This window comes from Paenibacillus provencensis (assembly GCF_042678545.1).
In the GTDB taxonomy this organism is placed as follows: domain Bacteria; phylum Bacillota; class Bacilli; order Paenibacillales; family Paenibacillaceae; genus Paenibacillus; species Paenibacillus provencensis.
Genome location: NZ_JBHTKX010000006.1, coordinates 97,416 through 110,928 on the forward strand (window position 1 = coordinate 97,416; position 13,513 = coordinate 110,928).

Annotated in this window: 15 protein-coding genes and 1 pseudogene; 5 read left to right on the plus strand and 11 right to left on the minus strand. The window is 43.8% G+C overall.

Annotated features, from left to right (window positions below):
* Positions 1–28 precede the first annotated feature (28 nt).
* From ACFQ3J_RS23390 to ACFQ3J_RS23400, 3 genes are all read right to left on the minus strand, one after another.
* Positions 29–904: a carbohydrate ABC transporter permease gene (locus ACFQ3J_RS23390; protein WP_091161387.1), complete on the minus strand. Its 876-nt coding sequence runs from the start codon at positions 902–904 to the stop codon at positions 29–31.
* A gap of 140 nt (positions 905–1,044) precedes the next feature.
* Positions 1,045–2,286, minus strand: a complete 1,242-nt coding sequence (locus tag ACFQ3J_RS23395) for an extracellular solute-binding protein (RefSeq protein ID WP_251584573.1) — start codon at positions 2,284–2,286, stop codon at positions 1,045–1,047.
* A 268-nt stretch (positions 2,287–2,554) separates the two neighbouring features.
* Positions 2,555–3,529, minus strand: a complete 975-nt coding sequence (locus tag ACFQ3J_RS23400; protein WP_251584575.1) for a glycoside hydrolase family 43 protein — start codon at positions 3,527–3,529, stop codon at positions 2,555–2,557.
* Positions 3,530–3,943: 414 nt separating this feature from the next.
* On the opposite strand from ACFQ3J_RS23400, the gene ACFQ3J_RS23405 reads away from it, so the two are divergent.
* Positions 3,944–4,867: an ArsR/SmtB family transcription factor gene (locus ACFQ3J_RS23405; protein WP_091161392.1), complete on the plus strand. Its 924-nt coding sequence runs from the start codon at positions 3,944–3,946 to the stop codon at positions 4,865–4,867.
* Between the two features lie 410 nt (positions 4,868–5,277).
* Here ACFQ3J_RS23405 and ACFQ3J_RS23410 read toward each other — a convergent pair whose 3' ends face one another.
* Positions 5,278–6,297, minus strand: coding sequence for a Gfo/Idh/MocA family protein (locus ACFQ3J_RS23410; RefSeq protein ID WP_091161394.1), 1,020 nt, complete (start codon positions 6,295–6,297; stop codon positions 5,278–5,280).
* Positions 6,298–6,357: 60 nt separating this feature from the next.
* Positions 6,358–7,137: a sugar phosphate isomerase/epimerase family protein gene (locus ACFQ3J_RS23415; protein ID WP_251584623.1), complete on the minus strand. Its 780-nt coding sequence runs from the start codon at positions 7,135–7,137 to the stop codon at positions 6,358–6,360.
* A 252-nt stretch (positions 7,138–7,389) separates the two neighbouring features.
* Here ACFQ3J_RS23415 and ACFQ3J_RS23420 point away from each other — a divergent pair, with 252 nt between their 5' ends.
* The 3 genes from ACFQ3J_RS23420 to ACFQ3J_RS23430 all read left to right on the plus strand — a co-directional run bounded on the left by ACFQ3J_RS23420 (position 7,390) and on the right by ACFQ3J_RS23430 (position 8,607).
* On the plus strand, positions 7,390–8,199 hold the full coding sequence (locus tag ACFQ3J_RS23420; RefSeq protein WP_251584577.1) for a helix-turn-helix domain-containing protein: 810 nt from the start codon (positions 7,390–7,392) through the stop codon (positions 8,197–8,199).
* Positions 8,200–8,264: 65 nt separating this feature from the next.
* Complete coding sequence (locus ACFQ3J_RS23425) at positions 8,265–8,435, plus strand: hypothetical protein (RefSeq protein ID WP_251584579.1); 171 nt, start codon at positions 8,265–8,267, stop codon at positions 8,433–8,435.
* Positions 8,398–8,607, plus strand: a complete 210-nt coding sequence (locus tag ACFQ3J_RS23430; RefSeq protein WP_251584581.1) for a hypothetical protein — start codon at positions 8,398–8,400, stop codon at positions 8,605–8,607. The genes ACFQ3J_RS23425 and ACFQ3J_RS23430 overlap by 38 nt, the downstream gene beginning before the upstream one ends.
* A gap of 49 nt (positions 8,608–8,656) precedes the next feature.
* Here ACFQ3J_RS23430 and ACFQ3J_RS23435 read toward each other — a convergent pair whose 3' ends face one another.
* The gene (locus ACFQ3J_RS23435; protein ID WP_251584583.1) at positions 8,657–8,830 is read right to left on the minus strand and encodes a hypothetical protein; all 174 of its coding nucleotides are present in this window, start codon (positions 8,828–8,830) and stop codon (positions 8,657–8,659) included.
* Between the two features lie 82 nt (positions 8,831–8,912).
* On the minus strand, positions 8,913–9,323 hold the full coding sequence (locus ACFQ3J_RS23440; RefSeq protein ID WP_091161400.1) for a MerR family transcriptional regulator: 411 nt from the start codon (positions 9,321–9,323) through the stop codon (positions 8,913–8,915).
* A gap of 305 nt (positions 9,324–9,628) precedes the next feature.
* Between ACFQ3J_RS23440 and ACFQ3J_RS23445 the strand changes: the two genes are divergently transcribed.
* A complete protein-coding gene (locus ACFQ3J_RS23445; RefSeq protein WP_251584585.1) occupies positions 9,629–10,669 on the plus strand; it encodes an NAD(P)-dependent alcohol dehydrogenase in 1,041 nt (346 codons plus the stop codon).
* A gap of 158 nt (positions 10,670–10,827) precedes the next feature.
* Here ACFQ3J_RS23445 and ACFQ3J_RS23450 read toward each other — a convergent pair.
* The 4 genes and pseudogenes from ACFQ3J_RS23450 to ACFQ3J_RS23465 all read right to left on the minus strand — a co-directional run bounded on the left by ACFQ3J_RS23450 (position 10,828) and on the right by ACFQ3J_RS23465 (position 13,226).
* Positions 10,828–11,693 (minus strand): annotated as a pseudogene (locus ACFQ3J_RS23450) (pentapeptide repeat-containing protein).
* Between the two features lie 16 nt (positions 11,694–11,709).
* Positions 11,710–12,039 (minus strand): PadR family transcriptional regulator, encoded by a 330-nt coding sequence (locus ACFQ3J_RS23455; RefSeq protein ID WP_091161405.1) that lies wholly within the window; start codon positions 12,037–12,039, stop codon positions 11,710–11,712.
* A gap of 217 nt (positions 12,040–12,256) precedes the next feature.
* Positions 12,257–12,625: a hypothetical protein gene (locus tag ACFQ3J_RS23460; RefSeq protein ID WP_251584587.1), complete on the minus strand. Its 369-nt coding sequence runs from the start codon at positions 12,623–12,625 to the stop codon at positions 12,257–12,259.
* A 166-nt stretch (positions 12,626–12,791) separates the two neighbouring features.
* Positions 12,792–13,226, minus strand: coding sequence for a Fur family transcriptional regulator (locus tag ACFQ3J_RS23465; RefSeq protein WP_251584589.1), 435 nt, complete (start codon positions 13,224–13,226; stop codon positions 12,792–12,794).
* Positions 13,227–13,513: the final 287 nt, after the last annotated feature.

The following is a 13,513-nucleotide window of genomic DNA, read 5'->3' on the forward strand; positions in this document are numbered from 1 at the left end:
AACCATCTGCCCCTTCCGTATCCACTTCCTAGTTCGCATTTCGGTTCATTACATAATATTGCAATGCCGAAATAACCAATATAACGAGACCCAGCAGCACTGCCATTGCAGATGCCATACCAGCCAAGGATTCACCTGAACCGAATGCGAGTTGTCTGATGTACATCATAAGTACGTGTGTGCTCTGTTGCGGTCCGCCGTCAGTCATCATGAGTGGCTGACCAAATACGTTAAAGGAGCCGGCAGTTGTCATAACAAAGGTATAAATGAGCGGGAAACGAATAGACGGCAGCGTTATGCTGAAAAATCTGCGAACAGAACCTGCTCCGTCCATCTCGGCAGCTTCATATAAATCCTTGGAAACACCATTGATAGAGGCACGATAAATAATCATATTACCGCCAACCCCGCCCCAAACCGTAATAACAATGATAATAATCCAGGCGTATGGCTGAGTTGCCGCCCAGACCGTCTCCGATCCGAATACATTACCGGTAACACCTAGCTGTTTGTTGAAGATCAAAGACCAGATCAGTGCAGCTGCAGAAATAGAAATGAGGCCTGGAATATAAATGATCGATTGAATGGTTCCCTTCAATTTCACTTTTTTATGCTCCAGTGCCACAGCAATCATCAGAGGGATCACGATCAAGATCGGAACACTCAGAAGAACAAAGAGCAGGGTATTCTTCAAACCATTATAAAATTGATAATTAAACGTAGATTCGCTATCAAAAAGAATCGTTTTATAGTTATCAAGACCAACCCAAACCGGGTCATTAATTAAATTCCACTGAGTGAATGAAGCATAAATACCGTAGATCGTCGGTATTAGAATAAATATCAGAAATAAAATAAGATGGGGCCCAACAAAGAAAACAGGGGCAAAGGATCTCTTCTTCATAGCCTTTCAATTCTCCTTTTGGAAAAGTAATGTGCCATAAATGGCACATTACTTTTGTACTAAATCGATGTACTAAAGATTAATGTTGAACCCTGAGTCATCTTCAATTCATCTTATATATTCTCGTCTTGACGTCTGCTTTACTGAGCCCCGGTACTGCCTTGAGCAATTTTATCTTCGACTTCTTTTTGCATCGTCTGTAAGGTTTCATCCATATCTACGTTGCCTCGAATAATATCATTGGAGTATTTATCTACCACTTCAGCTACATAAGGATAATATTCGTAAGTATAGATGTACAGAGATTCAATTTGCTTCTCGTCTGTCGTAAAAAAGGATTGCATATAATCTTGGTATTCAGGACTTTCAAATACTTGTTTACTTGCTACGATCTGACCTGCTTTAGCCCATTCAATGGAGTTCTGGCGTATGAACTCCAGGAAGCTGCCGATTCCTGCTTCCTTCTCATCTGTTCTTGCTTCGTTATTCAGCATGGCGAACAAGTGGGAAGAAGAGCGGTTTGTAAATTTATCAGGACTAGCAGAGTAGACGTTCGTCACACCGAAGTTCAAGCCTTCCACAGCTGCGTGAGCAGTCGAGCTCCAAGTTCCATCTGTGGAGAAGAGAACGTTGCCGGACTGGAACATCAGGTAACCGTCTTCACCAAATGGAGTCATCAGGCCTGCATCGGCAATTTGCTTAACGGACTCATACGCTTGTTTCATTTCAGGTGTATTTACTGCCGGCTGACCATCTTGCTGTACATCGCCGCCTAAGTTCTGCAGCTGTCCAAGCATAGCCCACCCAAGAAGCGCATCGTTAACTACATAGTCTCCCTCTTCCATTTTTCCTTGAAGAGACAGGATTTCTTCCACTGTTACATTGTTATCATCAAGGAAGGATTCTGCACCGTACTTCGCAAGCAAATCCTTGTTGTAGTACATTACGTTAGCGTGGATATCAAGAGGTACTGTGTACTGAGTTCCATCGATCGTACCTGTTGACCATGCTTGAGGCAAATAGTTGCTTTCATTAATTTCAGGCTGTGCGGATAGAATTCCTGTCATTGGCTCAAGTACATTTTGCTTCACATAGCCAGGTACGCGGTCAGCATGGATAATGGTCAAATCTGGAATACCTTTACCGGAGTTAATTACTGTGGATAGTTTCGTATACATATCAGAGGTAATCACATGTTTTACTTTCATTTCAGGTTCAGTCGCATTATATTCTTTAACGAGCTGATCCATATAAGCCCCGTCTTCACCAGTCAGCGGTGTCCAAAATGTAATTGTGTTCTTATCGTCACTGCTGCAACCAGCGAGAACGATAACCAACAGAAGCATAGAAACGATTGTCAAAAGACCTTTTTTACGATTCATTTAAGAACCCCCCAGTGCTTTTCAAAATCAATGTTTTCATGAAACCGCATTCAAAGATTTAAATCATGGGCTGCCTTTTACTCCAACTTTCAAACTTGCTGATCTGCTGTCGAGGAGCTTGCCTAGGAGTGCTCCCGTACAGGCATAAAAAATATTGATAACATTTACATTAATCATTAATGTTTTTGCAAACATATCATAATTCATAGCGCTTTCATTGTCAACCACTTTTATCCATTCCGCTCATATTTATTTGCAAGCCGCCAGTTTAGCGGCTTACAACCCCTCCATCGGGGACAGGAACACCAAAGTCAGGCAGCCCGTCTTCGTTCCAGCTAAACACTTGGGCACGCGCATGACGATTCGGATCGTAGAGAGGATCCCCTTCAATTTCTTTATAATTTCTTGCGTGATAAATGAGAATATCCTGAGACCCATCCGGAGATACGGTGAAGCTGTTATGCCCCGGTCCGTATTGCCCTGTCTCTTCATTGGTTACAAACACGGGATCAGGCAGCTTGGTCCAGCTGTCCGGTGACAGAAGATCACTGTCTTCATCTGCATAGATCAGTCCCATAGCATAATTATAGTCTGTAGCACTAGCAGAAAAGGAGACGATAATTCTGCCATTTCTATGTAGCACAGCAGCTCCTTCATTTACTAGAAATCCGATCTTCTCCCAATCATACGTCGGCTCGGCAATCATAACCTGTTCTCCCTTAAGAGTCCATGGATTCTCCATCTCAGCAATATAAAGATTGGAGTTACCGACAATATCAGGGTCCTTCTGAGCCCACACGAGATAGCGCTTACCCATGTGCTCAAAAGACGTAGCATCCAGCGCAAAAGACTCCCACTTCGTCTTGATCTGCCCCTTCTCTGTCCATTCGCCTTCTAATGGATTCTCTGAAGCATTCTCCAAAACAAACATCCGATGATCGAATAGTCCTTCCACCGTCTCCGTTGTTCTGGCTGCGGCAAAATAGATATACCACTTATTATCTATGAAATGAATCTCGGGAGCCCATATATTAGCGCTCATCATGCCTTCATCATATTTGCGCCACACCACAACCGGTTCAGCCTTACCCAGCTCCTGAATCGTCTTGGCTCTACGAACTTCAATTCTGTCATATTCTGGAACGGAGCCTGTAAAATAGTAGTAGCCATCAGAATGTTTGTATACCCAAGGATCAGCCCGTTGAGGTATAATAGGGTTAACAAATTGAATTTCATTTCCCATGGATGTCAATCTCCTGTCTCATCGAATTGATTTACACATTTGTTTATTAATTCACAAATTTATTCATTAATTCACCTAAATATTAGAATGAATTGTTTCTCCTGTCAATTACATTTTCGTTATTAATTCATATATTCATTAACCTTTTAAATATCCATATAGAAAATAGATATATATCTCCGTTCATCAAACATTCTCTTTCGTTCTATTTCGTTGAATATATAAAGCTATCATCGCTGGACAAACCGCTGCTCTGGCGCGATTATCCTCAATGCCATCACGTCGACAGCAGATTATCTTATCTTTTTTAGTTGAATAATACCTTGTGAACGTGCGGAGAATCATATATTATAAAGTTCTACATGTATGATTTACATATACATTAATAAATCATCGCCGTTCGGAGGAATAACATTGAGAATTGAATTAGCTGAACAGAATTTGCATATATTTGAGGCTATCTCCAGCAATGTACGGATTCAAATCGTTCATCTCTTGTCACAGAAATCAATGAACATTAAAGAATTGGCAGAAGCGCTAGGACTTAGCAGTGCGATCATGACTATGCATGTAAAGAAACTAGAGAAGGCCGGAATCATCGAATCGACGATGGCCCCAGGCAAGGGCGGCGCTGCCCAGAAGGTATGCTCCCTTAGTATGGACAATCTTGAAATCGCATTCCCGATTAAAGATGTCATTCCGAGGGAGATTCGCAAAACCGAAATATCCATTGGTCACTTTACTGATGTACATATCCAGCCTACCTGTGGAATATGCACACGAGACTCCGTCATCGGAATCTTTGATGATCCACGCTACTTTCTCGATCCGGATCGTCTCAACGCAAAAATTTTGTGGTTTGGACAAGGTTATGTCGAATATAAAATTCCGAACTATCTGATGGGTGACGAGGTTCCAGAAGAACTGGAAATATCAATGGAGATCTCTTCTGAAGCTCCGCTTACCAATAATCATTGGCCATCTGATATTACATTCATTGTAAATGGTGTCGAGGTAGGGATGTGGACAAGCCCTGGAGATTTTGGGGGCAAAGGCAAGCTGAACCCGCCTTGGTGGTTTGAAAGTGTAAATCAGTACGGCTTATTGAAGCATCTCATCATTAAAAAAGAAGGAACATTTATGGACGGCATCAAGTTGTCGGACGTCACGATTGATGATATCGGCATCCGCAATAGTTATTGGTCCTTCCGTATTGCTGTCAAAGAAGATGCTGAACATATTGGTGGTGTGACGCTGTTCGGCTCTGGCTTCGGTAATCATAATCAAGACATCATCTTCCGTCTGTACTACACGACAAATAACGAGAAACCGGAATAATATGTTTTAGAACTGCTTCTCTTTCAAACAGAAAGACATCGATTGAATTGGCATTTACCATGCGAAACTCGATGTCTTTTTTTATAATTTCTATTACATCTGCACAAACAATTAACGGCGGCGGGAGTTCTCGCCGCCGTCTTCAACCGTTATCTTCTGCAGATTCGTTTTATAACCCGTAATAACCGCAAACCACGTGTCCCACTGCTTTTACAGCAATTTTTGAGATAATCAGCAACCTGCTGTGTTAATTCAGGTGCATTATAAAGCAGCGGATAGTCATTCTTGTACGTTAGTTCGTATGTCACGCCAAACTCCGCCTCGATTTATAGCTAACCACGAAGGTTTAGAATCACAAAAAAACCCTTTGAGCTATACTCAAAGGGTCCCTTCGCATACTACTATTGAATTTACAGTTTGATGATCTGACCTGTCTTCTGTGATTCGAATGCAGCAAGAATGACATTCAGTGATTTCAGTCCTTCTTCTCCAGAGATAGATGGCGGCGTATTTGTCACGATGGATTCAACAAAAGCGTCGATCACACCACTTGGTACTTGTTTTTCATTCGTTGCCATTGCGCCGACTTTGTACGTCTCAACCGTACCATTCGTCAGCTCAACAATGACCTCATCACCTTCAACTGTACCGATCTTCATCACGCCGTTCTCGCACCACAATACGGTACTGTTGTCTCCGCCTTTGTACTGGGTCCAGCTGGCTACCAATGTGCCAACCGCTCCGCTCTTCATACGCAGGATGCAGGTTGCATTGTCGTCCACTTCTGTGCCTTCCTTATGCAATGTGCTGATAAAGCCGGCAACTTCGGACACTTCATCGTTCAGCAGGTAACGAATAAAGTCAGATTTGTGAACGCCAAGGTCGCCCATTGCGCCCATAATTGCTTCTTCTTTGCGGAAGAACCAGCTGCCAGCACCGTCCACGCTCCATGCTTCCGGACCCGGATGTCCAAAAGAAGTACGGAAAGTTAGTACTTTGCCCAGTTTGCCTGACTCAAGCAATTCCTTGGCCTTCACGTGAGGCGGCATGAGACGCTGGTTGTGTCCTACCATGAGGAACACCCCATTTTTCTTCGCTGCTTCAATCATTTGCTCGCCTTCTTCAGCTGTACATGCCATCGGCTTCTCCACAAGCACATGCTTGCCTGCATTTGCTGCTGCAATCGCCATGGAAGCATGCAAATAGTTCGGTGTACACACGCTGACCGCATCTACTTCCTCATTGGCAAGCAGCTCTTCATAGCTCGCATAGCCTTTACCACCGTAGGTTTCAGCCATTTTCTCGGCACGCTCAATAATCGGATCTGCAAATGCAACGAGCTCTACTTGTTCATTTGCCGCGTATTCCGGAATATGTCTACGCTCAGCAATCGCACCACAGCCGAATACGGCAACTTTAATCTTTGTCATGTCGAATCTCCTTTAGTGAATTTAGTTAGTTTATTAGTTTGAATAGACGAAAATGAACGATTAGCCCAATTTACTAAGATAATTCTCTTTTACCCACTTGTAGCTGTTCTCAATGCTTTGAAGCGGTGGATTCTGACAGACATCCTGTTCAACAATCAGCCACTGTACTCCTGCTTGATCCGCAGCGTCAATAACAGCTGGCAGATTCACAGAGCCTTGACCCAGCTCAAGTGTTTTCATTTGACCCTGCCCATCTTTGCTGAAATCCTTCAGATGGAGCAGTGGCAGGCGGTCTGTATACTTACCGATATACTCGATTGGATCTTGACCTGCGAATTGTACCCAGCATACGTCCATCTCAACTTGAACCGCTGCAGGGGAAGTCTCAGCGAACATCGCGTCAAAAGCATTGCTGTCTCCAACCGTGCCATGGAATTCGAAGTCATGATTATGGTAGCCAAAGATCAGGCCTTGCTTGCGGACCTCATTACCAATCTGCTCAAGCTCAGTGAATAATGCCGTCCAGCCTTCTGCCGTTTCCGGGCGATCCTCCGGCATTAGGAATGGACAAATCATATACTCAGCACCGATCGTTTTGAGATAATCAATTTCCTTCTGCAGGTCAGCACGCATCGCATGAAGGGAAACGTGACTGCTGAAGCCCTTAAGACCCAGATCGTCCAAAAGCGCTTTCATTTCTTCAGCAGGAATGTCACCATAGCCGGCAAATTCAACACCTTCATATCCAAGGTCAGCCACTTTCTTGAGTGTTCCTCTGAAATCCGCTGCGGTCTCTTCACGAAGTGTGTACAACTGTAGCCCGATATTGATCTTTCTCATCATCTATTACCTCTTTCTGTAGTAGGATTACGAACTTTAAACATCTGCATATGCACTAAATCGCTAATTTTCACAAAGGTTCGTATCAAACCTGCGGTATTTACTAAAACCCTTTCGTGAATCCGGGTCGCCAGCTTCCGTTTGAATCGAACTAGTTACATTGTAAGTCGAATTGGGCTAAAATGAACATATCCAATATGATCATAACATGAACTATTTGCTCATTATTTTGACAGGAGGCCTAGAATTCCAGTGGATACAACCCTTCTCCTATGTGATTATTCCTATCATTACAAGCCGTTCATTCAAAATACAAAAAGCGGATTACCCCACTATCTTTTTCGGCTGCAAACGGAGGGAAGCTGCAAAGTTTATTCGCTGGGTCAAGAGCACACGCTCACAACCGGAGATCTTCTGCTTCTGAAGCCAGGTGATGACTATCATCTTGTCGTAGAAGAGCCTGCGAACGAGGGTCGATTGTCCAGTGGGGACTATTATCTGTTCTGCCAAGGACCCTGGATTGATGACTGGTGGAACAGAAGAAGATCGAGGCCTGCGGTCAGCCGGGTTGGGCTGGATGAGAAGCTCATCGGACTATGGCGCAATCTGCTGTTAGTAAGACGACGGGGTTCATTAGAGGAAAACACGGAGCTGGAGGATGTGCTGCTTCGCGGACTATGCTTATATATTGACAGAGCGATCTCTGAACATGTCCAGACAGGGCTCAAAGGAACCTCAACCCTGAAGCTAAAGCGATTCATCGAGGAGCATGCGACAACCACCTTCAAGCTGGAAGAAGCAGCGAGCTATGCGGGTCTCAGCTTATCCAGTGCAGTTCGTTTATTCAAAGAGCATTATGGAAAAACAATGGTCCAATATGCCATTGAAATCCGGCTTAAAGCTGCCGTGGAGCAAATGAAGTATAGTAACGAAATGACACTTGAGCATATTGCCGAGATTTGCGGCTTTGCCAGCTATTCTTATTTTCACCGGGTATTCCGCACGCATTTCGGCATTTCTCCGATTGAATACCGTTCCCGAATTGTTAACTCACACATTTAAATATTTTTAAGATGAATGACTTATCCGCGATATTGAATCCCGTTTTTTTTTTGAGAGGAGCACATATGAAACTAGACAAAGAAACAATGGCTCGAATTGAAGAAGATAACCGGACCGTATTTGCATTGCTGAGCCATTACCTGAACCAAGCGCCTGACCTTATCACCACAGAGGGGATTCAGGAGATTACGGCCTACGGTGTTTCCGAAGATCGAAACGATGAAGGAGCCTGTTGAAGCGGCCTTTGGCAATGCGCTTACCTTCGGTCTTGGCCTTGGCTATTATGCCTATATGGTTTCCGAGAAAGATAATGTGAAGAGCGTCACCGTCGTCGAAGCAAATGAGCATGTCATTAGACTGTTAAAAGAGCATATCCTGCCGCAGTATGCTATCTGTAATGCAAAATAGCGACCGTCTTCAACTTAGAAGATGATCGCTGTTGATTTATATGCGCCCGTTATATCTCCCCTATACCGGTATCTACGGTCGCAATCGCCAGGTATACACTCCCCAATCCGAGCAGACACAGTACGGCGTTTACTAGATTCGTATGCAGATCCATATCCAGTAGAAATCCAAAATTTTGAAATTGCATAAGAAATATGGCTACCAGCAGGATTCGTTTCTGCATTCGAACACATCCATTCGCTTGAAATGACCCCTAAGTTAGACAATCTAACTAGAGGTCCAATTCATCTCAGCTGGTTCTTTGCTTAATGAGGGCTCTCTATCCTTCTCTTCTTATGAATGTCTTCTGTTCCGGCATCGAGTGCGGTCTTGTAATACAAGCATTTATGTTCAATAACTTCCATCGTCTTCTTCAGTTCTTCCATCTGTGCTTCTACCGTGGCTCTTCGTTCGATGAACATATCATGTCTCTGCTGTAATGTCGCATCTCCATCAGAGCACCAGTCAATAAAGTCTTTAATTTCTTTGATCGGCATTCCGGTCAGCTTCAGACATTCAATTACTTTTAAGGCGTCCATGTCGGACTCCTTAAACAATCTTCTTCCACCCGCTGTCCGTTCTACAAATGGCAGCAGACCCTCCTTATCGTAATAACGCAACGTATAGGGTGTAAGGTTCAACTCTTTGGCTACTTCACTAATGGTATATGTCTTCATGCGATCTTCTACTCTCCTATCCTCTTAAACATACACTTCGAGTTAACTCTAGGTATTCTATCAAGGACTATTAATGATGTCAAAGCAAGACCATTTCATGCGACTTAGGTACGATTTTAGTAAAAATCTATCGATGTGGCTTGACTTAGAGTTAACTGTAACATTTAACATGAATTTGCAAGAGAAGTTTCTAGGGTAGGGAATGGATTGAGGATATTTTAAATCGATCAAGCATGATTTCCTTTCTCACTGGAATACTGCCTTTCTCATGAACAATAAAACTTTAACTCTAGGAGGTTACATTTATGATAACAGCTAAAGCACGAGCTGTAGATGGTCCAGATCAATCATTTCGAACAGCTGAAATCGTACGACGGGATCTCGATACACAGGATGTCCTGATTGAAATTAAATACGCGGGGATATGCCATTCTGACATCCACACCGCTCACGGCGAATGGGGAGAAGTGAACTACCCTCTCGTACCTGGACATGAAATTGCAGGAATCGTAACCGATGTGGGCTCCGAAGTAACCAAATATAAAGTAGGCGACCGGGTAGGCGTTGGCTGTATGGTGGACTCCTGCGGGGATTGTGTGAACTGTCGTAAAGGAGAAGAGCAATACTGTCTCAAAGGGAACATTCCTACTTACGCGGGTGTAGACAAGTATGGCGAACCGACACAAGGGGGATATTCTTCCCATATTGTCGTAACTGAAGACTTTGTCGTCCGAATTCCAGATAACATTGAACTTGACGCAGCAGCCCCACTACTCTGTGCAGGGATTACGACTTATTCACCGCTTCGCCGCTGGGGAGCTGCTCCAGGCAAGAAAGTCGCTGTGGTCGGCATGGGTGGCCTTGGTCATATGGCGGTTCAGATTGCACATGCCATGGGTGCCGAGGTAACCGTTCTGTCCCAATCTCTGAAGAAGAAGGACGATGGCTTGCAGCTTGGCGCAGACAGCTACTATGCTACAAGTGATCCGGAAACCTTCGAGAAACTAGCGGGATCCTTTGATTTAATTATTAACACGGTAAGCGCCAGCTTGAATATGGATGCTTATTTCTCACTACTCACACTGGACGGAACATTGGTGAACGTCGGTGCGCCTGGAGAGCCGCTGTCACTTCATGTCATGTCTCTCATAGGACATCGCCGTTCATTCGCAGGCTCCATGATTGGAGGTATTCGTGAAACCCAGGAAATGCTGGATTTCTGCGCAGAACATAATATCGCTCCGAAGATTGAGGTTATATCCGCTGATGAGATTGATGAAGCCTACAAGCGGGTCCTCGTTTCGGATGTGAAGTACAGATTCGTTATTGATACGAGCACGATGTAAGTAGCCATAATGAGGATCATATCTTATCAGGGTCCGCTCTGTGGAGATAAAATAGGCCGTCCTACGATCATGTAGGACGGCCTTTGATTTATCCTATACAGCTGACGAACAATGGCTCAATGCGGCAGTTCCCCAGCTTCATTTTTCACGAGCTCTGCTTATTTGACGATGACTTTAGATAGATCTGCTTCCATTCCTTTGAGTGCGGCATAAGTCAATTTGTCCATCACCGCATTGTCAAAACAAATCGTCTTCATCATACGGTAATATTTCTTAGTCAACGTAAATCCTGGCTGGAAGGAAACATCTCGCAAGCACGCACCTTTAAAGGAAGCACCAGTTAAAGCACACTTCTCGAATCTGACACCTTAAAGCTCTGTCCGTCAAGGCAAAGACCGGTAAGGTCAGAATTTTTGAAATCTACTCCAACGAAGATACAGTTCTCAAACGTCGTCTTCCTAAGATCGGTCGTGCTAATCTTGACGTCTGTCAATCTCGCCCCAACAAACCTCACACCGTTCAAGCTGGAAACGTTGAAATTCGTTCGTACCAACACCGATGTATTAAAGCTCGCATTCGAAAGATCCAGTGATGAGAAGTTGCAGTCCGTCAGGTTCGCTCCATCAAAATTTGCATCCCGTACATCGCTGCTTGAGAACGTACTTCCCGTCAAATCTGCATTGGAGAAGTCAGAGCCCTGTAATGCACTCGACGCAAATTTCCCTTTATGTACCGTTACATCAGCAAAGTCGCTCTTCGGTAAATTACTCGCACTAAAGTTCGTGAGCACCTGCCTCTCCAGCGTGCGTGACAGGCTTGCAACCTCCTGTACCGTTTGTTCGATGTCACCGATACTATCGATGGTCATCTTGAAGGCCGTTTCCTCATCCTTGCCCTGCTCCTGGAGTTCCCGATACCGGTCATTCAGATCATGGAGCAGATCACTCTTCAGTTCCTCAACGCTCTTGACTCCATCATACGGTGCGAACACTGCGTTTAAATAATTGACCAACTTCTCATCCATAGGATCGATCAGCTCCTCATAATAAGTCCTTAAGAACTCGCTTCGCATATTCCCAGTTTTCTATATTACGATGATAAGTTTCTCTGCCCTTCTCTGTGATCCTAAAATATTTCCGTCTTCCGCCCTGCGATTCATCGCCCCAGTACCACTCAATATCACCCTCAACCTCAAGCCGCCTAACACTGGAGTACATCGTTGCTTCCTTTAGTTCATATTCTCCGCCTGAACGTTCTGCAATCAACTTCACGATCTCGTAACCGTAACGATCCGCCTCGGATAGTAAGCGTAATATCATCGTATCGGTATGTCCGCGCAGCAGGTCGGATGTTATTTTATTTTTACTCATCTCAACACCCCCACTATTTCATGATAGTTTATACTACTGTGACTGTAAAGGTAATAGGGATAGGGATATATAAACCGACCTTTCAACCTCATTCATTTGAGTCCTAAATTCATTTCATGTTATACATCGAAAGAATCAAGACAAACAAAAACAGCCCGATATAAGTTAAATATCAGTCTGCTCTCGATTTGAGGATAAATGCTGTGTATCGTTTATTTTAACACTGGCTTAGGTAAAATCCTTGAGCGTACTGATTCATTAACGTGCAGAATCGGCGATTATGCCCAATAAAAAAGGAAGACAGATCATATCGTTTCCTCGAGGGCTCGTATGTAACAAGCAAACGGTGTCTCATACGCTCCATGGAATACTCAATAAACGACTCTGTTTTCTTAGAGGTGATGAATGTGATGTAAGCATAGAGGGAATGGTTCTCCGGCTCATCCAACAGACTTACGCCAGCACAAGAGAACTCTGTCTGTATTCCCGCACGTTCGAAATACGTTAATGCAGGAAGTAGTTCTGCGTCAAATTCAGCATCACCTAGCCAAACCGTCTGCTTATCTCGTTTTCTGTGCTTAGTCATCGCCACCCATTCCCTTAATTCTACCTCTCTCCCGGTGCCACTGTTCTCTACTGTGCGTACTTATCACTTGTTCTATCTCTTGGTTGGCACTTCTCGCATGTTCAGCCATATATCTGCCCTCCTCTCAAGCGGCTATCTTCTTAAATCTTAATCCTGCTCATCGCTTTTAAGGGTTCTCTTCGTCTTCGCAATCCATACAGTATCCGAACACATCAATCTTGTAATTCATCGATCTAAACTGTTCAGGCTTCGGCAACTTCATCTGTTCCGGATCAAAAGTTAACGGGATGGTGTGCTTACAGTCCATACAAATAAAATGCAGCTGTGGCCTGATATGATCGATGACACGATAACGCAGTTCATTGCCCAGTGCGAAAACCTCAATGATCCGATATTTTTTATAAAGCTCAAGATTCCGATAAACCGTCCCATAACTCAATCCAGGAAAGTTTTTTTCCATCATTTGATATACCTCTATGGCTGAGAACGGACGATCTAACCTTACGATTAAATCAAGTAAAAATGTCCGTTTGGCCGTAATTCGGACGCTGTTCTCAGCCAGGAAGGCAATCAAATTATCGAGCTTCGTGCTTGGTTCCAACCTAATCACCTGCCTGCTATTTACATACATAAAATGAATAGATGTCACACAACTTGAGCACATAAAATGCCATATTGGACTGACTTCGAGAAGTAATTTAATACCGTCGAATAACCTGAACCCCAGATATCCGCTAGGTCACGGGTACTCGCCTTTGAGTCTTTCAGCTTTTTCCTTTAAATATATATGAGCTCACGAAATTATTCGTAAGAATTACGATTTATATTCGATAATATAATTCCTTTTATTTAATATGTCAAATACTAAATGGCAATGGGTAGGAAATT